The following is a 19249-nucleotide window of genomic DNA, read 5'->3' as shown; positions in this document are numbered from 1 at the left end:
TACGGGCCTGGTGCTCAGCGGTGGACCGAGTCGCCGCCCGCGGTGAACGCGGCGAGCGCGCGGTCCCGGGCGGCCGCGGTCGGCAGCCCGTCGGTGTCGGTCACGGTCTGGATGACGAGGGCGGCGACGCAGGCGCCCTCCGCGAGCGCGCGGTCCAGCGGGAGGTCCCGCAGCCGGGCGGAGAGGAACCCGGTGGCGAAGGCGTCGCCGGCGCCGACGGGGTCGGCGAGCCGCACGTCGTACGGCGGCTGGTCGACGCGCTCGCCGGCGGCGGTGAGCGCGGTGGCGGTGTGGTCGGCGCGCTTGATCACGACGGTGTCCGTACGGCCGCGGAGCAGCCGCGCGGCGGCGTCGTCGGCGGGCTCGCCGGTCAGCGTCTCCAGCTCGTCGTCGCCGGTGAGCAGCAGGTCGGCCTCGGCGAGGAGGGGGCCTACGACCTCGGCCCAGCGCTCGGGTCCGGCGAGCTTGCGGCGGACGTTGGGGTCGAAGGAGACCAGGGCGCCGGCCGCGTGGGCGAGTTCGATCAGCTTGACCGTGGCCTCGGCGGCGGACGGCGACAGGATCGGCGTGATGCCGGAGATGTGCAGCACCCGCACGCCCTCGACGACCTCCGGGCTGATGTGCTCGGGGGCGAGGCGGGAGGCGGCGGAGCCGGCGCGGTAGTACTGCACGTCGATGGCGCGCTGCGGGTGGCTGTCGCGGAGCAGCATGCCGGTGGGCGCGTCCGGGTCGACGTCCGCGTACGACACGTCCACGCCGTCCGCGCGGAGTTGGGCGAGGACGGCCTCCCCCGCGGGGTCGGCGCCGACGCGGCCGAACCAGCGGGCCCGGTGCCCCAGCCGGGAGAGCCCGGCGGCGACGTTCGACTCGGCACCGCCGATGGCGCGGCGGAAGTTCACGGCGCGCGCCAGCGGCATCCCGGGCTCGGCCAGCATCAGCAGCATGGCCTCGCCGCAGGTCAGCACCTCCGGTGCGGGTTCCGCCATCAGGTCCTCCACGGTGGTGGCGCACGTTCGTGCTCCGATTCGTGCTCCGAACGTTATCCCGGGCGGCGCCCGCGCCGGTATGGCGGGGGGCACAGCGGCGGCCCCGGTACGGGGCCCGTTCGGGGCGCCGGGGACGACGTGAGTCCATGCCGGAGCGCGGGTAAGTCCATTGCCTCCGGGGCGGGTCGGGGTGACGCTCGACGCTGAGTGACGTGTGCACTACACCCCCGAGATCCCGGAGGTTCCGGATGCCCGTCCCCCGCCCGGCCGTCGTCGGCGCCGTACTCCTGGCCCTGGGCTTGAGCCCCCTCGCCGCCCCGCCGGCCGCCGGCGCGCCACCGCCGCCGGCCGGGGCCGGCGACATCAGCCCGACCCCGCGCTCCGTCGAGGCGCGGGCCGACAGCGTCACCGTGACCCGCACCGTCACCCTCGTCACCGGTTCCGAGCCCGACGGGCCCGCGCTCGCCGTCGCCGAGAAGGCGCTGCGGGACGCGGGGGCCGAGGACGTACGGCGTACGGCGACCGCCCCGGACGAGAGCCGCGGGCTCACCGTCTACCTCGGCGGCCCCGACGCCAACCCCGCCTCCGCCGCCGCCCTCGGGGCCCTCGGCGTCGAGGGCCCCGCCGGGCTGCCCGCCGACGGCTACGTCCTGGCCGCCGGCACCGCGGAGCCGGCCGGCGGCGCCCCCGGCGGCGACGGCATCGTGCTGGCCGGCACCGACGCCACCGGCACCTACTACGCCGCCCAGAGCCTGCGCCAGCTCCTCCCCCACCGCGACTCCCCCGGCACCCGCGTCGCCGGCACCGCCGTCCGCGACTGGCCCGGCACCGGCTGGCGCGGCGCCATCGAGGGCTTCTACGGCGTCCCCTGGTCCCACGAATCGCGCCTGGACCAGCTCTCGTTCTACGGCGAGCACAAGATGAACATCTACGTCTACTCGCCCAAGGACGACCCGTACCTGCGCGAGCGCTGGCGCGAGCCGTACCCGGCGGACGAACTCGCCCGCATCGCCGAGCTGGTCGAGCGCGCCCGCGCCAACCACGTCGAGTTCACCTACGCCCTCTCCCCCGGCCTGTCGGTCTGCTACAGCTCCGACGCGGACGTACAGGCGCTGAACGACAAGTTCCAGACCTTGTGGGACATCGGGGTCCGCACCTTCGCCGTGCCGCTGGACGACATCAGCTACACCGACTGGAACTGCGCCGCCGACGAGGAGCGCTTCGGCACCGGCGGCGGCGCCGCGGGCGCGGCCCAGGCGCATCTGCTCAACCGCGTCAACCGCGAGTTCGTCCGCACCCACGACGGCGCGGAGCCGCTGCAGATGGTGCCGACGGAGTACTACGACACCACCCCGTCCCCGTACAAGAAGGCGCTCGCCGAGCAGTTGGACGAGGACGTGCTGGTGGAGTGGACCGGCATCGGCGTCGTCGCGCCCGTGATGACCGTCGCGCAGACGCGCGACGCCCGCGAGGTCTTCGGCCACCCGATCCTGACCTGGGACAACTACCCGGTCAACGACTACGCGCAGCAGCGGCTGCTGCTCGGCCCGTTCAACGGCCGGGAGAAGGGGCTGCCGGGCGAGCTGGCCGGGATCACGGCCAACCCGATGAACCAGGCCGCCGCGTCGAAGATCGCGCTCTACACGGTCGCGGACTTCGCCTGGAACGACGCCGCGTACGACGCGCGGGAGTCCTGGGCCGGGGCGCTCGCCGAGCTGGCGGGCGGCGACCGGCGTACGACCGCCGCGCTCCGGGCCTTCGCCGACGCCTCCTACGGCTCGGCGCTCAACCCCGGGCAGGCGCCCGAGCTGTCGGCGGCCATCGCCGCGTACTGGGACCGCGGCGAAGAGGACGCCCTGGACGACGCGCTGGCCGCCCTGGAGGCCGCCCCCGGCGTGCTCCGCGACCGGCTGCCCGACCGGGCGTTCGTCGAGGAATCGGGTCCCTGGCTGGACGCCACCCGCGACTGGGGCACCGCGACCCGCACCGCCCTGCGGATGGTCGAGGCCGCCCGCGACGGCGACGGCGACCGCGCCTGGCGGCTGCGGCAGCAGTTGCCGGAGCTGGTGAACCAGGCCAAGTCGCACATCTACACGGGGCTCGGCGGGCGCGAGGTGAAGGTCGTCGTCGGCGAGGGCGTGCTGGACGCCTTCGTCGCGGACGCCGCGGCGGCGCACGACCGCTCGCTGGGACTGCCCCCGCGGCCGAAGGGCGCGACGAACCTCGGTACGTACCAGGGCAACACCGTGGACCGGATGACGGACGGCGACGGCTCGACGTTCTTCTGGAGCGACGGTGCACCGCGCGCCGGCTCGTGGGTGAGCGTGGACCTGCACGGCGAGCGGGAGATCGGCGAGGTCACGCTGGCGATGGCCAAGTCCGGCAGCCCGAACGACTATCTCCAGCAGGGCGTGCTGGAGTACTCGGCGGACGGCGAGACGTGGAAGGAGCTGGCGGCGTTCTCCGGTACGCCGGACGTCGAGGCGACGGCAGCGGAGGGCACGAAGGCGCGGTACGTGCGCGCCAGGTCGACGGCGGGGCAGGGCAACTGGCTGGTGGTACGGGAGTTCACCGTCGCCGGCGGCGCCTCGGCCACGACGGCCGGCGGCCCGCCGGCGGCCGACGGCAGCTCCCTGGCCGCCGCCGCGGACGGCGACACCGCCTCCGTCTACCGCGCCGCGCGGGCGCCGCAGGCGGGCGAGTCGCTGGACATCCGCTTCGCGGAGCCGCGCGCGGCGGAGTCCCTGGTCGTGCTCCGCCCGCAGAGCGCGCCGGACGCGGGCGCGACGGTGCAGATACGCAACGAGCCGGACGGCCCGTGGCGTACGGCGGGCACGCTGGCCGGCGCGTACACCGAACTCCGCGTACCGGGCGGGGCGGTGGCGGAGGTCAGGCTGCGCTGGTCGGGCGGCGGGGCCGTGCCGCAGATCACGGACGTGGGGGTGGTCGGAAGCTGAAGCGCGGCGGCGGCCCGGCAGCGAGCCGGATCGGCAGCCGGGCCGCCGCGGCCGCTGTGCCCGCTCCCCGGCGGCCGCATGGCCGCAGGTCCGCGACCGCAGGTCGCCGAGGCGGCAGAGCCGCCCGGCGGCCCCGGCGCGTCTCCCTCAACCGCCGCCGCACTCCGAGGGCGTCAGCCCTCTCACCCGTCCCCGTCCCCGTCCCCCTCCGGCGTCAGGCTCCCGTGCAGCCGCAGCCGCGAAATCCCCCCGTCCGGATGGATGTCGATACGCGCGTGGGTGCCGACCGCCGTCGCGGGCAGCACGAAGCGGTGGTTGGTGTCCGGCTGGAGGCGGGTGCGGGGCAGGATCTCGGTCCACTCGCCCGCGGAACCGTCCCGTACCGACACCGCCGCCCAGCCCGCCGCGTTGCCCTTCAGATACGCCGTGTCTATCTCCACCGCGCGGATCTCCCCGCGGCCCGCGAGCGCGTAGCGGATCCAGTCGTGGCCGGTGTCGCGGCGGCGCCGCGTCTCCCAGCCGTCGTCCATCTGCCGCGAGCGGCCCGGCCGGATGGTGTTGACGGGCGGGGAGTAGAAGCGGTCCGAGGCGTCCTCGACGCGGCCGCCGTGCTCCAGCGCGACGAGGTCGAAGGTGCCGAGCGCCGCCAGCCACGCCGGGTCCGGGACGACCTCGCCGTGGACGCGCAGCCGCGCGATGCCACCGTCGGGGTGCTGGCGCAGCCGCAGATGCGTGAACCGCCGCCCCCCGGCGATTGCGAAGCCGTTCGCGGCGTGGCCGCCGACCGCCGTACGGGGCACCAGCTCCGTCCACCGCACACCCGCCGCGAGCAGCGCATCGGGCGACGGCGCGCCCGGGACCTCCGCGCCCTCGACGCTCACGGACTGCGGGTGGTTGCCGCGGAAGTGAGCGGTGTCGACGACGATGCCCCGTACGACACCGGGGGCGCCGAGGCGTACCAGCGCCCAGTCGTGGTCACCCGCCGCCGGGTGCGGGGCCTCGGCGGAGGCGCCGCGGCGGCGCCTGGTCTCCCAGCCGTCCATGACCTTGCCCTTGTGGCCGAACGCCGCCGGGTCGAACTCCGCCCGCTCCGGCCGCAGCAGGTTCTCGCGCGGGGCGAAGAACTCGTCGTTCGCGGCGATCACCGCGCCGCCGAGGCGCCGGTCGGCGAGGTCGGGCAGGGCGGCGAAGGCGAAGTCGGCGGTGCGGTAGTCGGCGTAGGGGTCGCCGCCGCCGTACGGGGCGGCGGCGCCGGTGAAGCGGGTGATCTGGGCGGTCATGCCTGCTGCTGCCTTTCGTCCCGGTCGGTACGGCCGAGGAGCCGGCCGCGGGGTTCGGTGTGCACGCCGCCGTGGTGGATGCGGCGGCCGCGGAGCCAGGTGGCGCGTACGACGCCGTGGAGCCTGCGGCCCGCGTACGCGGTGACGCGGTTCCTGTGCTCCAGGCCCGCGGGGTCGACGGTGAAGGCGGCGTCGGGGTCGAGGACGGCGAAGTCCGCGTCGCGGCCCGGCTCGATGGCGCCCTTGGCGGTGAGCCCGGCGAGCCGGGCGGGGCCCGCGGCCATCCAGCGGGCGACGTCGGCGAGCCCGTGGCCGCGGCGGCGCGCTTCGGTCCAGACGGCGGGCAGGCCGAGCTGGAGGGAGGAGATGCCGCCCCAGGCGGTGGCGAAGTCGCCGGTCTTCAGGTCGGCGGTGGCCGGGGAGTGGTCGGAGACGACGCAGTCGATCGTGCCGTCGGCGAGGCCCGCCCACAGCAGGTCCCGGTTGCCGGCCTCCCGTATGGGCGGGCAGCACTTGAACTCGGTGGCGCCGTCCGGGATCTCCTCCGCGGTGAGGGTGAGGAAGTGCGGGCAGGTCTCGGCGGTGACGGGCAGCCCGGCGCGGCGGGCGGCGGCCAGGGCGGGCAGCGCGTCGGCGGAGGAGAGGTGCAGGACGTGGACGCGGGTGCCGTGGCGCTGTGCCAGCGCGACGACCCGGGCGACGGCCCGGTTCTCGGCGGCGCGCGGGCGGGAGGCGAGGAAGCCGGCGTAGTCGGGGCCGGGGACCTGCGGGGCGCCGTCGAGCACGTCGGGGTCCTCGGCGTGGACGACGAGCAGCGCGCCGAGGCGGGCGGCCTCGGCGGCGGCCCACTCCAGGTCCGTACCGGCGAGCCGCGGGAACTCCTCGACGCCGGACGGGGAGAGGAAGCACTTGAAGCCGAAGACGCCGGCGGCGTGCAGCGGCGCGAGGTCGGCGGTGTTGCCGGGGATCGCGCCGCCCCAGAAGCCGACGTCGACGTGCGCCCGGGGGCGGGCCACGGCCTGCTTGACCGCGAGCGCCTCCGTGTCGGTGGTCGGCGGCAGGCTGTTGAGCGGCATGTCGATCAGGGTGGTGACGCCGCCGGCGGCGGCGGCCCGGGTGGCGGTGGCGAAGCCCTCCCACTCGGTACGGCCGGGGTCGTTGACGTGCACGTGGGTGTCGACGAGGCCGGGGAGCAGCGCGTCGTCGCCGCAGTCCGCGGCGCGGGCGCCGGGCGGCGGGGCCGTGTCGTACGGCAGCACGGCGGTGATCCGGCCGCCTGCGACCGCGACGGCGGCGGGCCGCTCGCCCTCGGGGGTGACGACGCGGCGTGAGCGCAGCACCAGTTCGGCGTCCGGCACCCGGTCTCCTCTCGGCGGCCCGCAGTTTCAACGTTCTGTTGAAATGCACTGTCGCCGCGGGTGCCCGCCCTCGTCAAGGGCCGGTTCGGGGGCGGTTTGGCGGATTCCACATGCTGAAAGCCGGATTCCGGACCGTTAAGCTGCGGTCGCACCCGTACGGAAGGAACCGCGAACGTGCCCCGCAGCACCGATGAGCCCAGGCCGCCCGCAGGCGGCGGCGTCCAGTCGCTGGAGCGCGCCTTCGACCTGCTGGAACGGATGGCCGACGCGGGCGGCGAGGTGGGGCTGAGCGAGCTGGCGGGCAGCAGCGGGCTGCCGCTGCCGACCATCCACCGCCTCATGCGCACCCTGGTCGCCACCGGCTACGTACGCCAGCAGCCCAACCGGCGCTACGCGCTGGGCCCGCGGCTGATCCGGCTCGGCGAGAGCGCGTCCCGACTGCTCGGCACCTGGGCGCGGCCGCATCTGGCGCGGCTGGTGGAGGAGACCGGCGAGACCGCGAACATGGCGCTGCTCGACGGCGACGAGGTCGTGTACGTCGCGCAGGTGCCGTCGCGGCACTCGATGCGGATGTTCACCGAGGTCGGGCGTCGGGTGCTGCCGCACTCCACCGGGGTGGGCAAGGCGCTGCTCGCGCACCTGCCGGACGAGGAGGTACGGGCCCTGCTGGCCCGTACCGGCATGCCGGCGGCGACCGAGAAGACGATCACCTCGGCGGACGTCTTCCTCAAGGCACTGGCCGCCGTCCGCGCGGACGGCTACGCGGTGGACGACAACGAGCAGGAGATGGGCGTGCGCTGCCTGGCCGCCGCGGTGCCGGACGCGCCCACGGCGGCGGCGGTCTCGATCTCCGGGCCCGCGGGCCGGGTGACCGAGGCGGCGACGGAGCGGATCGTGCCGGTGCTCCAGGAGGTCGCGCGGGAGCTGTCGGCGGGTCTGACGGACGCGAACGCGGGCGCGGACTGACCGCGCGGCGGGACGGCCCTTCGTGACGCGACACACCACAGGGAACGGGCACTTCGGATGAACATGACCGCCGGACCCCCCGGCAGCGGCCCCGCGGTCGCCGGGCTGCTGCTCGCCGCGGGCGGCGGACGGCGGCTCGGCGGGCGGCCCAAGGCGCTGCTGCCGGCCGGTCCTGCCGGGCGACCGCTGGTGGAGCGGGCGGCCGGAGTGCTGCGGGCGGCGGGCTGCGGGCCGGTGCACGTGGTGCTGGGCGCGGCGGAGGAGGCGGTACGGGCCCGAGCGCGGCTGGCCGGCTGCGTACCGGTGTCCAACCCGGACTGGGAGTCGGGCATGGGCTCGTCGCTGCGCGCGGGTCTGGCGTCGCTGGAGCCGACGGCCGCCGCTGCGGCGGTGGTGCTGCTGGTGGACCAGCCGCGCGTCGGGCCCGCGGCGGTCGCGCGCGTGGCCGCCGCGTACGCCGCCGGGGGCGCGGAGTTGGCGGCGGCCACGTACGACGGGGTGCGCGGCCACCCGGTGCTGCTGGGCCGCCGGCGCTGGCCGGAGGTCGCGGCGGGCGCCACCGGCGACCGGGGCGCCCGCGACGTGCTGGCCCGCGCGGCGCGCCGGGGCGAGCTGGCGCTGGTGGAGTGCGGCGACGTCGCGGCGCCCGACGACGTGGACACGCCCGCGGATCTGGCGTTGCTCGACGAGCCGCGGGCAGGCCGGCACTGAGCGCCACCGGGCGCGTACCGAAAAGCCTCTCGACGTCAACAGACCGTTGAACTTCCGGGATAAGGAAACTATTCTCCACAGGCCAGAAGGTTCGGAATTCGCTTCCGGCCGCCCACGCCACGTTCCGCTGCGCCCGGCACCCCGTGCCGCCAAGGAGTGACAGCCATGTCCGCAGTCGTCGCCGCCGCCGAGCCCGCGCCCCGCCAGGACGAGGTCCTCACCGACGCCGCCCTCGCCTTCCTCGGCGAGCTCCACCGCCGGTTCATTCCCCGCCGCGACGAACTCCTCGCCCGCCGCGCCGAACGCCGCGCCGGCATCGCGCGCACCGCCACCCTCGACTTCCTCCCCGAGACCGCGGCCGTCCGCGCCGACGGCACCTGGCGCGTCGCCCCCGCCCCGCCCGCGCTGGAGGACCGCAGGGTGGAGATCACCGGCCCCACCGACCGCAAGATGACGATCAACGCCCTCAACTCCGGCGCCCGGGTCTGGCTCGCCGACTTCGAGGACGCCTCCGCGCCCACCTGGGAGAACGTCATCGGCGGCCAGGCCAACCTCATCGACGCCTACGAGCGCCGCATCGACTTCACCGACCCCGCCTCCGGCAAGTCCTACGCCCTCCGGCCCGCCGCGGAGCTGGCGACCGTCGTCACCCGGCCCCGCGGCTGGCACCTGGACGAGCGCCACCTCACCGTCGACGGCCGCCCCGTGCCGGGTGCGCTGGTCGACTTCGGGCTCTACTTCTTCCACAACGCCCGGCGGCTGCTCGACCTCGGCAAGGGCCCGTACTTCTACCTGCCGAAGACCGAGTCGCACCTCGAAGCGCGCCTGTGGAACGAGGTGTTCGTCTTCGCCCAGGACTACTGCGGCATCCCGCAGGGCACCGTGCGGGCCACCGTCCTGATCGAGACCATCACCGCCGCGTACGAGATGGAGGAGATCCTCTACGAGCTGCGTGACCACGCCTCCGGCCTCAACGCCGGCCGCTGGGACTACCTGTTCTCGATCGTGAAGAACTTCCGCGACGGCGGGGCGAAGTTCGTGCTGCCCGACCGTAACGCGGTCACGATGACGGCCCCCTTCATGCGCGCGTACACCGAACTCCTCGTCCGCACCTGCCACAAGCGCGGCGCGCACGCCATCGGCGGCATGGCCGCCTTCATCCCCTCCCGGCGGGACCCCGAGGTCAACAAGGTGGCGTTCGAGAAGGTCAAGGCGGACAAGGACCGCGAGGCACACGACGGCTTCGACGGCTCCTGGGTCGCGCACCCGGACCTGGTGCCCCTCGCCACGGAGTCGTTCGACGCGGTGCTCGGGGAGCGGCCGCACCAGAAGGACCGGCTGCGCGAGGACGTGTCCGTGGCCGCCGCCGACCTGATCGCCGTCGACTCCCTGGAGGCGAAGCCGACGTACCCGGGGCTGGTCAACGCCGTGCAGGTGGGCATCCGTTACATCGAGGCGTGGCTGCGCGGCATGGGCGCCGTGGCCATCTTCAACCTCATGGAGGACGCCGCCACCGCGGAGATCTCGCGGTCGCAGATCTGGCAGTGGATCAACGCGGGCGTCGTCTTCGACGACGGCCAGGCGGTGACGGAGGAGCTGGTGCGGCGGATCGCGGCGGACGAACTCGCGGGCATCCGCGCGGAGCTGGGGGCGGAGGCGTTCGCGGCGGGGCGGTGGCAGCAGGCGCACGACCTGCTGCTGCAGGTGTCGCTGGACGCGGACTACGCGGACTTCCTGACGCTGCCCGCGTACGAACTGCTGGACTGACGGGCGCGCCCCGGCTGCCGGGACCCTCTGGCGGAGCGGGGTCCTTACGTGGTCGCATGCTGACATGACCGACGAGACACACGACTCCCCCGACTCCGGCGACTCCGGCGCCGCCGCCCGCGCGGCCGTCGCCGGCCGCTTCCGCGTGCTGCTCGACGACCTCGATCGGACCTCGGGGACGGCCGTCGCGGACGCCGCCACGCTGATCCTGGACGCCGTCGCCGCGGGCGGCCTGGTGTACGCGGCCGGGGCCGGGCACTCGCTGGCGATGGTCTGCGAGACGTTCTACCGGGCGGGCGGGCTCGCCTGCGTACGGCCCGTGTGGGACCCGGAGATCCTGCCGCTGAACGGCGCGACGGCGAGCACCGCCGCGGAGCGGCGGCCGGGCTCGGGGCGGGCGACGGTGGAGCGGGTGAAGCCGGGTCCGCAGGACGTGGTGGTGGTCTTCTCCACCAGCGGCCGGAACCCGTATCCGGTGGAGATCGCGCAGGAGTGCATGGCGCGGGGGGTGCCGGTGGTGGCGGTGACGTCGATGGCGGCGTCGGCGAGCGCGACGGCGCGGTCGAGCACGCGGCTGGCGGACCACGCGACGGTGGTGCTGGACACGCGGGTGCCGCCGGGCGACGTGGTGCACCCGCAGGAGTCGCCGCGCACGGCGGCGGTGTCGACGGTGCTGGGGGCGTACACGTGGGCGCTGCTGCTGGCGGAGCTGGACGAGCGGGCGGCGGCGCGGGGGGTGGAGCTGCCGCGGTGGGTGAGCGCGAACGTCCCGGGCGGGGACGAGGCGAACCGCCGCAACTTCACCCGCTACGGGGGCCGCGTCCCGGAGCTGTAGCGGGGGCGGGGGCGGGGCCCCCGGTCCCGGCCGGGGCCGTCCCCCCGGCCGGGAGTCTGTGGTTCCCCCTCAGTCCCCGCTCGCCAGCCGCGCCAGTCTCCTTGCCTCTTCCCTCGTGGCCGCCGCCACCGACTCCTCGTCGACCGTCACCAGCCGGCCCTCCTCCACCACCGGCTTTCCGTCGACCAGCGACAGCGTCACCGGCGCCGGGGCGCCCAGGACCAGGGCCGCCACCGGGTCCGCGATCGAGGCGTGGGCCAGGCCGTCGAGTTTCCACAGCACCAGGTCCGCCAGCTTGCCCGGCTCCAGGGAGCCGATCGCGTCCGCGCGGCCCAGGACCTGGGCACCGCCGTACGTGGCCAGGCGCAGAGCCTGGCGGGCCGTCAGGGCCTTCTCCCGGTGCGCGCCCAGCCTGTTGATCAGCAGCGCGTTGCGCAGTTCCGTGTGGAGTTCGCCGGACTCGTTCGACGCGCTGCCGTCCACCCCCAGGCCGACCGGGATGCCCGCCGCCAGCATGTCCGGGACGCGGGCGATGCCCGCCGCCAGGCGGGCGTTGGACGACGGGCAGTGGGCGACGCCCGTGCGCGTGCGGGCGAAGGCGGCGATGTCGGCGTCGGTCATGTGGACGCAGTGGGCCATCCACACGTCGTCGCCCAGCCACCCCGTGGACTCGAAGTAGGCCGTCGGGCCCATCCCGAACCGCTCGTGGCAGAACTTCTCCTCCTCCACCGTCTCGCTGCCGTGCGTGTGCAGCCGCACGCCCTTGCGGCGGCCCAGTTCCGCGCCCTCGCGCAGCAGGTCCGTGGAGATGGAGAACGGCGAGCAGGGCGCCGCCGCGACCTGCACCATCGCGTCGTACGACGCGTCGTGGTGCGCGTCGATGACCGCCTCCGTGCCCGCCAGCGCGCCGTCCAGGGTCTCGACCGCGAAGTCCGGCGGCAGCCCGCCGGACGTCTCACCGAGGTCCATCGAGCCGCGGGCGAAGGTGAAGCGCAGGCCCGTCTCGCCCGCGGCGCGGATGATGGCGCCGGAGAGGTCGCCCGCGCCGCGCGGGTAGACGTAGTGGTGGTCCATCGCGGTGGTCACGCCGCCGCGCGCGAGCACCGCCAGCGAGCCCTGCGCCGCCGCGTGGCACATCGGCTCGTCGATGCGCGCCCAGGTGGGGTAGAGGGCGACGAGCCAGTCGAAGAGGTTGGCGTCCTGGGCGAGGCCGCGGGTGAGCCACTGGTAGAAGTGGTGGTGGGTGTTGACGAGTCCGGGCGTGGCCAGGTGTCCTGCGGCGTCGATCCGGCGCGCCACGCCGGCGAGCCCGGCCGGCGCCGGGCCCGCGCCCACCGACTCGATCCGGTTGTCCGCGACGACGACGTGCCCGGAGGCGTACTCCGTGCCGGCCGCGTCCACGGTGGCGATCGCGCAGTTCTCGACGACGGTGCGGCGTGCTGCCATGGGGTCCTCGGCTTCCTTCACCGGCGGCGGGGGGCCGGCGGTCAGAGGTTGGTCATGTCGTCGGGGATCCGGGCGTCCGCGCCGGCGCGCAGGACGGTCGCCTCGATCAGACCGTACGGGCGGTCGGCGGCGAAGTAGACGGCGCCGTCCGCGGCGTCGTTCTTCAGCCCGAAGGGCTCCAGGTCGACCCGGAAGTGGTGCTTGTTGGGCAGGGAGAAGCGGATCTCCTCGATCTCCGGGCGGTGTTCGACGACCCGCGTGCCCATGGCGTACAGGCTCTGCTGGAGCGAGAGCGAGTAGGTGTCGGCGAAGGCGGTCAGGAGGTGCTTCGCGGTCTGCTCGTACGACTCGTCCCAGGCCGGCGGCTCGGCGCCGGCACCGGCTATGCCGGTCCAGCGGTGCCGCCACCAGGCGGAGACCTCGGTGGCGAGGATGCGGTCGTAGTCCTCCTGGAGCGTCGTGTACGCGTCCTTGGCGTAGCCCCAGAACTCCGAGGCCGTGGTGTTCATGACCACCAGGTCCTTGAGCCCGCCGAGTACTTCGAAGCGCTCGCCGTCGTAGGTCACCTGGGCGACGCGGGTCTCCCGGCCGCCGCGTACGAAGGAGTGCCGGGCGGGGGCGTCGATCCGCTCCCAGGCGTACTCCTCGACGCGGATGCGGGCGCGGTGGATCGGCTCCTGGGTGCCGGTGAAGTGCCGGGCGAGGTGGACCGCGAACGCCTCGGGGGACTCGATGCCGTACCGCTTGGCGAAGGCGTAGACGGTGTTCTTGGTGGTGTCGGTGGGGAGCACGTGGGTGTTGGTGCCGGAGTAGTGGACCTCGTCCATGTCGCCGGCCAGCGCGACCGAGACGTTGAGGTCGCGGACGTGGTGGGTGTCGCCGTCGCGGGTGACCTTGACGACGCGGGTCTCGGCCTTGCCGTACTGGTTGCGGCCGAGCACCGCGGGGCGCGCGGCGCGCGCGGGCTGGGGGCGGTCTGCCATCTGCTAGCTCCCTCGGTATACGGAGTAGCCGAACGGGGTGAGCAGCAGCGGCACGTGGTGGTGCTCGCCGGAGGCGACGGCGAAGACCACCGCCACCTCCGGGAAGAACGCGCCGCCGTCCCGGTGCGCGGGGGCGTCCTGCCGGTCCTCGGCTGCCGGTTCGCTGAGGTACGGGCCGGTGGCGAAGACCAGCCGTACGTGGGTGGTGCCCGCCGGCAGCGCCGGGAGGTCCCGGACGCGGCCGTCGGCGTCGGTGGCGGAGGCGGCGTGGGCGGTCCAGCCGCCGGCGTCCCCGTCGCCCGTACCGCCGGTTCTGACGGAGAGTTCGACGGCAACCCCGGCCGCGGGGCGGCCGACGCTGGTGTCCAGGATGTGCGTGGAGACGGAGGTGGCGCCGACGCTCATGGTCAGGCTCCTTCTGCTTCGACGAGGCGGGTCAGCCGGATACGGTTGATCTTGCCCAGCTCGCCGCGCGCGATCTCCCGCTCCCGCTCCGGCGCGTTGCCGAGGCGCGCGCGCAGCGCGTCGCGCATCCGTACGGCGCCGAGGCCGGTCGCGCAGATCAGGAAGACGTGCCCGAACCGCTCCTGGTACGCGAGGTTCAGCTCCCGCAGCTCCGCCCGCAGCTCCTCCGGCGCCCCCGCCACGCCCCGCTGCTCGCGCGCCGAGGCCGGGTCGCCCGGCGCCGGCCGGCCGATGGGCGGGTGCCCGGCCATCGCCTCGGCCAGCCCCGCGTCGTCGAGCGCGGCGAGCGCCGCCGCGGCGGCGGCGTACAGGTGCGTGGGGTCCGGGTAGGGGCGGCCCGCGGCCACGGCCGCGATCCAGGGTTCGGCCGCGCACACCTCGTGCAGCAGCGCGGCAACGGCCTGCTCGTCGGCGGAGTTGAGCCGGGCGAGGCCCGGCGGAACGCGCGAAGTCACAGCCGCAAGCTATGAGCCCCCGGCGCATCGCGTCAACAGTTTGTTGAATTTTCCGGGTCAGCCGCCCTCGGGCGGCGGGCCCTGCCTGGCTTCCCTGTTCAGGTAGTTGTAGATGGTGAACCTGCTGACGCCCAGCGCGCCGGCCACCGTCTCCACCCCGTGCCGTACGGAGAACGCGCCGCGGGTCTCCAGGACCCGTACGACCTGCTGCTTCGCCTTGCGGTCGAGCCGCGCGAGCGGCACGCCGTGGCGGCGCTCCAGCTCCGCGAGCATGTGGTCGAGCGAGTCCGCCAGATGAGGCAGCCGCACCGCCACCGTCGGGCGGCCCTCCCAGGACAGCACGACGTCGTCGCCCTCCGCCGCCTCCGGCGGGACCATCTCCCCGCCCATCGCGTCGACCAGCGGCTTGACCGCGGCGACGAACGGGTGGTCCGCGGGCACCGTCATGCGCCGGCCTTCCCCGGCTCCTCCGACGCGCCCCCGACGACGCTCACCTGCAGCGAGATCCGGGTGGCGCCGGACGCCAGCGATCTGCGCAGCAGTTCGTCCACCGCATCGAGCACGACCTCCGCGCCGCCCTCCGCACTGTTGCCGAACGGGCCGACGTCGACGGCGTCGAGATCCGCCGACTCCACCAGATCCCGGGCCGCCACCGCGTGCGGCGGTAGCTCCTCCAGGTCGAACGGCTCGGTCGTGAACTCCACCCTGAGTCGCATCCGAGCAGCATACGTGCCCGGTCACGGCTCTGGCGCACCACCCGGCCGCGCCGCCGCGGTCGGTGGTGCCGGGCTGTGCCTCCGTCGCTTCCGTCGCTTCCGTCGCTCTGCACGGGAGGACCATAGAGAGCACGGGGTGCCGTACGCCTCCTTCCCGAGTAGGTCATCCTCACGCACGACAGGCGCCGCAGCACGTTCGGTGACATCCCGGGCCCCGGTTACTCCGGGTTCGTCAGGGTTGGGCGAGCGGGGGCGCCGGCGGCAGTTCGACGGTGACGCGGAGCCCGCCGGCGGAACGCGGGGTGAGGGTGAGCGTGCCGTCGTGCGCGTGGGTGAGGGTTTCGACGATGGCCAGGCCGAGGCCCACACCTGCGCGGTCGCTGTGGACGCGCTCGGTGCCGCGCTGGAACGGCTCGGTGAGCGTCGGGGCCAGCTCCGGGGAGATGTGCTCGCCGGTGTTCTCGACGGTCAGCACCGCACCTGTGTGGTGGACGCCGGTGTGCACCCAGACGACTCCCCGCTCGGGCACATTGTGGACGATCGCGTTGTGCACGAGGTTCGTGGTCAACTGCAGCAGGAGCGCCGGCGACCCGAAGGCCGGGGTGATGTCGCCGGAGGTCTCGATGGTGACACCGCGCTTCTCGGCGAGCGGGAGCAGCGCCTCGGTGGCCTCTTCCGCGAGCAGGGACAGGTCGACGTGCTCCCGGGTGAAGGACCTCTGTTCGGCACGGCTGAGCACGAGCAGCGCCTCGGTGAGGTCGATCGCGCGGGCGTTGACGGTACTCAGCCGGTCGACGAGCCTGCCGGGCTCGCGGGTCGGATCGTTGCGGGCCACGTCGAGGAGCGACTTCGAGATCGCGAGTGGCGTACGCAGCTCGTGCGAGGCGTTGGCCGCGAACCTCCGCTGCTCGGCGACGTGGGCTTCGAGCCTGGCGAGCATCGTGTCGAAGGCGTCGGCGAGTTCGCGGAACTCGTCGCTGCGGCCCGGCAACCGGATCCGGTGGGAGAGCGATCCGTTCGTGGCCATGCGGGTGGCGTCGGTGATGCGCGTCAGCGGAGCGAGCATGCGGCCGGAGAGGATCCAGCCGCCCAGGAGGCCGAACCCCAGGAGGAACAGCATGACCGCGGCGGCGGTGGGGGCGAAGCCGCGTACGAAGGCGGTGCCCGGCGTCGCCCTCCACGCCCCCTCCGCGTTGGTCTGCAACCACCCCTCCCGCACGAGGAACAGCCCTATGGCGGCGAGCAGCAGGGCACCCGCGAGCATGAGGAATCCGGCGTAGCTGAGGGTGAGTTTGACGCGAACGCTCAGCCCCGGCCGCCTATTCACGGCCACGCCTCTCCCGTCCGGCACCGGCTAGCGCATCGGCCGCCGCCGGACCGGGCCGGCCCTCGACTGTCAGAACGTGCATGGCACTCATGCTAGGAGTCGGGGCATATCGTCCAGATATCGAAAACCGCCCGCATCGGGCGGCGGGTCCGGGACCTACCTGCGGGTAGCATGTCGTCGGCGTATCGAAAACCCCATACGTGCGGACAACACCGGGCCGTCTTGACTGGCTGCATGTCCTCCAGCGAGCCGGGCCGAACCGCGCATCGAGAAGGGCCGGGAGTCCCGGGCCCGAGCCTGACCGTCCGGCCGATCACCGCCGCCGAGCACCTGGCGTTCGTACGGCGGCAGCGGTCGGCCAGCTTCCTGCAGACCCCGGCGTGGGGCCGCGTCAAGACGGAGTGGCATAGCGAGTCCCTCGGCTGGTACGACGGCCGGGAGCTGGTCGGCGCCGGGCTCGTCCTGCACCGCCCGGTGCCGCGGCTCGACCGTTTCACGCTGGCCTACCTGCCGGAGGGCCCGGCCGTCGACTGGACCGGCGAGATCGACGCGTGGCTCGACCCGCTGGCCGCCCGGCTCAAGGCACACGGCGCGTTCGCGATCCGGCTCGGCCCTCCGGTGCGTACCGCCACCTGGAACGCGGACCAGGTCAAGGAGGGCATCGCCGACCCGGGCGTCAAGCGGCTCACCGAGGTGTCCGGGCACTGGGCCGACCCGGTCGGCACCCGCGTGGCCGGCCGGCTCCGGGACGCCGGCTGGCTGCCGCAGAGCCCCGAGGACGGCTTCGGGACCGGGCACCCGCAGTTCAAGTTCGAGATCCCGCTGACCGGCAGGACCGAGGACGACCTGCTCGCGGGCATGAACCAGCTCTGGCGCCGCAACATCAAGAAGGCGGCCAAGGCGGGGGTCGAGGTCACGGTCGGCGAGGGCCCCGAGGACCTCGCGGCGTTCCACGACCTGTACGCCCACACCGCCGAGCGCGACCGCTTCACGCCGCGGCCGCTGGGCTACTTCGAGACCATGTTCGCCGCGCTGAGCGCCGAGGACCCCGAGCGCATCAGGCTCTATCTGGCCCGGCACCGGGGCGACCTGGTCGCCGCCGCCGTCCTGGTCCGCGTCGGCGCCCACGCGGTGTACGCCTACGGCGCCTCCTCCACCGAACACCGCGACGTGCGCGGCTCCAACGCCTGCCAGTGGGCGATGATCCGCGACTCGCTGGCGGCCGGCTGCGACGTCTACGACCTGCGCGGCATCACCCCGACGCTGGACGCAGGCGACCCGCACATCGGGCTGATCCAGTTCAAGACCGGCACCGGCGGTCAGGCCGTACGGTACGTCGGCGAGTGGGATCTGCCGCTGCGGCCGATGGTCTACCGGGCCTTCGACCTCTATCTGAAGCGGCGCGAGTCCCGCAGGCGGCGGGGGCGGCACTGATCTCCCGGCTCGCCCCACCCGCTACCTGAGGGCGGCGGCGACCTCGTCGAGTCCCGCCCCGCGGGACGCCTTGACGAGCACCACATCGCCTGAGCCAAGGTTGCCGCGCAGCCAGTCGACGGCTGCGTCGTTGCCGGCCAGGGCCACCGCCCGCTCCCCCGCGCCGTCGGCGATCGGCCGTGCGGCCTCGCCGACCGCGAGCACCAGGTCGGCCCGCGAAGCGGCGTACGCGCCGACGGCCCGGTGCGCGGCCCGGCTCTCCTCGCCCAGCTCCAGCATCTCGCCGAGGACGGCGATGCGGCGCCCGCCCTCGATCGCCGACAGCGCGTCGAGGGCCGCGCGAGTGGAGTCGGGGTTGGCGTTGTACGAGTCGTTGAGCAGCGTCACGCCGCCGGCGAGGTCGCGCAGTTCCATGCGCCACTTCGACAACGACGCGGTGGCGAGCCCCTGCGCGGCCACGTCGAGGGGAATTCCGGCCGCAAGTCCCGCCGCCGCGGCAGCGGACGCGTTCAGCGCCTGGTGCGCGCCCACGAGCGGCAGCGCGACGCGGGCCGAGGCGTCGGCGGTCCGCAGCGTGAAGGACGGCCGGCCGCACGCGTCCAGCGCCAGGTCGCGCACCCGCACGTCGGCGTGCTCCGCCCGGCCGAAGGTGAGCACCGGGCCGTCGGTGAGCGAGCGCATCGCGACGACCCGCGGGTCGTCGGCGTTGAGGACGGCCGTGCCGCCGGGCGCCAGCCCCTGCACCAGCTCGCCCTTGGCCGTGGCGATGGCCGCGCGCGAGCCGAACTCGCCGAGGTGCGCCTGGCCGACGTTGAGGACGACGGCGATGTCGGGCGCGACCAGGCCGGTGAGCGCCGCGACGTCGCCGATGCGGCGGGCGCCCATCTCCAGCACGAGGAACCGGGTGCCCAGGTCGGCTCGGAGCATGGTCAGCGGCACCCCCAGCTCGTTGTTGAGCGAGCCGAACGTGGCGGTCGTCGGCGCAGTGCCCGACAGGACGGCCGCCAGCAGGTCCTTGGTGCTGGTCTTGCCCTGAGAGCCGGTCAGTCCGAACACGGTCAGCCCGCGGCGCAGCCGGGCCACGACGTGGGCGGCAAGTCTCTGCAACGCCGCCTGGACGTCCTCGACGACGACGGTGGGCAGCGGCGTGGGCCGGGAACCGAGCACGGCCACCACGCCGGCCCGGCCGGCCTGCCCGGCGTAGTCATGGCCGTCGACACGCTCCCCGGCGACGGCGACGAAGAGGCCGCCCGGTTCGGCCTGCCGCCCGTCGAGGACGGCCGGGGCGGTCACCGTCACGGCACCGTCGCCCTCGACCGTCCCGCCGACGACCGCGGCGATCTCGCGGAGGCTGAGCGGGACGATGCCCGCGCGACGCGGGAGCCGGGCAGCGGGAGTGAGACCGGAGAGGTAGAGGTAGGAAGAGGCTCGTTCGCTGTGGGTCACGCCTCCAGTCAAGGAAGCGCGGTGTTGCGGGCGCGTATGCGGATTTCGATATGCCGACGATATCCCGCCCGCCGATACCAAGCGGTAACATATCGCCGGGATATGGGAAAGAGGATA

The 19249-nt window shown here is 74.5% G+C and carries 17 protein-coding genes; 6 read left to right on the top strand and 11 right to left on the bottom strand.

Annotated features, from left to right (window positions below; translation table 11 throughout):
- Positions 1 to 14: 14 nt before the first annotated feature.
- On the bottom strand, positions 15 to 986 hold the full coding sequence (locus OG946_RS30810) for a sugar kinase (protein WP_326799232.1): 972 nt from the start codon (positions 984 to 986) through the stop codon (positions 15 to 17).
- A gap of 248 nt (positions 987 to 1234) precedes the next feature.
- Here OG946_RS30810 and OG946_RS30805 point away from each other — a divergent pair, with 248 nt between their 5' ends.
- A complete protein-coding gene (locus OG946_RS30805; RefSeq protein ID WP_326799231.1) occupies positions 1235 to 3943 on the top strand; it encodes a beta-N-acetylglucosaminidase domain-containing protein in 2709 nt (902 codons plus the stop codon).
- A 182-nt stretch (positions 3944 to 4125) separates the two neighbouring features.
- Here OG946_RS30805 and alc read toward each other — a convergent pair whose 3' ends face one another.
- On the bottom strand, positions 4126 to 5223 hold the full coding sequence (gene alc, locus OG946_RS30800) for an allantoicase (RefSeq protein ID WP_326799230.1): 1098 nt from the start codon (positions 5221 to 5223) through the stop codon (positions 4126 to 4128).
- A complete protein-coding gene (gene allB / locus OG946_RS30795; protein ID WP_326799229.1) occupies positions 5220 to 6581 on the bottom strand; it encodes an allantoinase AllB in 1362 nt (453 codons plus the stop codon). Before allB ends, alc begins: the two co-directional genes overlap by 4 nt.
- Before the next feature lie 174 nt (positions 6582 to 6755).
- Between allB and OG946_RS30790 the strand changes: the two genes are divergently transcribed.
- From OG946_RS30790 to OG946_RS30775, 4 genes are all read left to right on the top strand, one after another.
- Positions 6756 to 7547: an IclR family transcriptional regulator gene (locus OG946_RS30790; protein WP_326799228.1), complete on the top strand. Its 792-nt coding sequence runs from the start codon at positions 6756 to 6758 to the stop codon at positions 7545 to 7547.
- Between the two features lie 63 nt (positions 7548 to 7610).
- Positions 7611 to 8258: a nucleotidyltransferase family protein gene (locus OG946_RS30785; RefSeq protein ID WP_326799227.1), complete on the top strand. Its 648-nt coding sequence runs from the start codon at positions 7611 to 7613 to the stop codon at positions 8256 to 8258.
- A 165-nt stretch (positions 8259 to 8423) separates the two neighbouring features.
- Positions 8424 to 10025, top strand: coding sequence for a malate synthase A (gene aceB / locus OG946_RS30780; protein WP_326799226.1), 1602 nt, complete (start codon positions 8424 to 8426; stop codon positions 10023 to 10025).
- Positions 10026 to 10089: 64 nt separating this feature from the next.
- Positions 10090 to 10860: a sugar isomerase domain-containing protein gene (locus OG946_RS30775; RefSeq protein WP_326799225.1), complete on the top strand. Its 771-nt coding sequence runs from the start codon at positions 10090 to 10092 to the stop codon at positions 10858 to 10860.
- 69 nt (positions 10861 to 10929) lie between these two features.
- Here OG946_RS30775 and OG946_RS30770 read toward each other — a convergent pair whose 3' ends face one another.
- The 7 genes from OG946_RS30770 to OG946_RS30740 all read right to left on the bottom strand — a co-directional run bounded on the left by OG946_RS30770 (position 10930) and on the right by OG946_RS30740 (position 16252).
- A complete protein-coding gene (locus tag OG946_RS30770) occupies positions 10930 to 12306 on the bottom strand; it encodes an 8-oxoguanine deaminase (protein ID WP_326799224.1) in 1377 nt (458 codons plus the stop codon).
- A 41-nt stretch (positions 12307 to 12347) separates the two neighbouring features.
- Entirely contained in the window at positions 12348 to 13289 is a 942-nt protein-coding gene (gene pucL / locus OG946_RS30765) for a factor-independent urate hydroxylase (protein ID WP_326799223.1), read from the bottom strand.
- 3 nt (positions 13290 to 13292) lie between these two features.
- A complete protein-coding gene (uraH, locus tag OG946_RS30760; RefSeq protein WP_326799222.1) occupies positions 13293 to 13694 on the bottom strand; it encodes a hydroxyisourate hydrolase in 402 nt (133 codons plus the stop codon).
- A 2-nt stretch (positions 13695 to 13696) separates the two neighbouring features.
- The gene (uraD, locus tag OG946_RS30755) at positions 13697 to 14209 is read right to left on the bottom strand and encodes a 2-oxo-4-hydroxy-4-carboxy-5-ureidoimidazoline decarboxylase (protein ID WP_326799221.1); all 513 of its coding nucleotides are present in this window, start codon (positions 14207 to 14209) and stop codon (positions 13697 to 13699) included.
- A gap of 57 nt (positions 14210 to 14266) precedes the next feature.
- Positions 14267 to 14656, bottom strand: a complete 390-nt coding sequence (locus OG946_RS30750) for a helix-turn-helix domain-containing protein (RefSeq protein WP_326799220.1) — start codon at positions 14654 to 14656, stop codon at positions 14267 to 14269.
- Positions 14653 to 14925: a hypothetical protein gene (locus tag OG946_RS30745; RefSeq protein WP_326799219.1), complete on the bottom strand. Its 273-nt coding sequence runs from the start codon at positions 14923 to 14925 to the stop codon at positions 14653 to 14655. Before OG946_RS30745 ends, OG946_RS30750 begins: the two co-directional genes overlap by 4 nt.
- Before the next feature lie 232 nt (positions 14926 to 15157).
- Complete coding sequence (locus tag OG946_RS30740) at positions 15158 to 16252, bottom strand: sensor histidine kinase (RefSeq protein WP_326800416.1); 1095 nt, start codon at positions 16250 to 16252, stop codon at positions 15158 to 15160.
- 234 nt (positions 16253 to 16486) lie between these two features.
- On the opposite strand from OG946_RS30740, the gene OG946_RS30735 reads away from it, so the two are divergent.
- A complete protein-coding gene (locus OG946_RS30735; RefSeq protein WP_326799218.1) occupies positions 16487 to 17686 on the top strand; it encodes a lipid II:glycine glycyltransferase FemX in 1200 nt (399 codons plus the stop codon).
- A gap of 21 nt (positions 17687 to 17707) precedes the next feature.
- Here the strand turns inward: OG946_RS30735 and OG946_RS30730 are convergent, their stop codons facing one another.
- The gene (locus OG946_RS30730) at positions 17708 to 19051 is read right to left on the bottom strand and encodes a UDP-N-acetylmuramoyl-tripeptide--D-alanyl-D-alanine ligase (protein WP_326800415.1); all 1344 of its coding nucleotides are present in this window, start codon (positions 19049 to 19051) and stop codon (positions 17708 to 17710) included.
- Positions 19052 to 19249: the final 198 nt, after the last annotated feature.

This window comes from Streptomyces sp. NBC_01808 (assembly GCF_035917395.1).
GTDB lineage: Bacteria > Actinomycetota > Actinomycetes > Streptomycetales > Streptomycetaceae > Streptomyces.
This window is presented reverse-complemented; position numbering and strand designations above follow the sequence as displayed.

What these genes read in the sequence shown, in the direction of transcription:
- OG946_RS30805 (WP_326799231.1), top strand. Translation starts at nt 1,235, where the DNA reads ATGCCCGTCCCCCGCCCGGCCGTCGTCGGCGCCGTACTCCTGGCCCTG.
- pucL (WP_326799223.1), bottom strand. Translation starts at nt 13,289, where the DNA reads ATGGCAGACCGCCCCCAGCCCGCGCGCGCCGCGCGCCCCGCGGTGCTC.
- OG946_RS30735 (WP_326799218.1), top strand. Translation starts at nt 16,487, where the DNA reads ATGTCCTCCAGCGAGCCGGGCCGAACCGCGCATCGAGAAGGGCCGGGA.
- OG946_RS30745 (WP_326799219.1), bottom strand. Translation starts at nt 14,925, where the DNA reads ATGCGACTCAGGGTGGAGTTCACGACCGAGCCGTTCGACCTGGAGGAG.
- uraH (WP_326799222.1), bottom strand. Translation starts at nt 13,694, where the DNA reads ATGAGCGTCGGCGCCACCTCCGTCTCCACGCACATCCTGGACACCAGC.
- OG946_RS30750 (WP_326799220.1), bottom strand. Translation starts at nt 14,656, where the DNA reads ATGACGGTGCCCGCGGACCACCCGTTCGTCGCCGCGGTCAAGCCGCTG.
- alc (WP_326799230.1), bottom strand. Translation starts at nt 5,223, where the DNA reads ATGACCGCCCAGATCACCCGCTTCACCGGCGCCGCCGCCCCGTACGGC.
- OG946_RS30810 (WP_326799232.1), bottom strand. Translation starts at nt 986, where the DNA reads ATGGCGGAACCCGCACCGGAGGTGCTGACCTGCGGCGAGGCCATGCTG.
- aceB (WP_326799226.1), top strand. Translation starts at nt 8,424, where the DNA reads ATGTCCGCAGTCGTCGCCGCCGCCGAGCCCGCGCCCCGCCAGGACGAG.
- OG946_RS30770 (WP_326799224.1), bottom strand. Translation starts at nt 12,306, where the DNA reads ATGGCAGCACGCCGCACCGTCGTCGAGAACTGCGCGATCGCCACCGTG.
- OG946_RS30775 (WP_326799225.1), top strand. Translation starts at nt 10,090, where the DNA reads ATGACCGACGAGACACACGACTCCCCCGACTCCGGCGACTCCGGCGCC.
- OG946_RS30785 (WP_326799227.1), top strand. Translation starts at nt 7,611, where the DNA reads ATGACCGCCGGACCCCCCGGCAGCGGCCCCGCGGTCGCCGGGCTGCTG.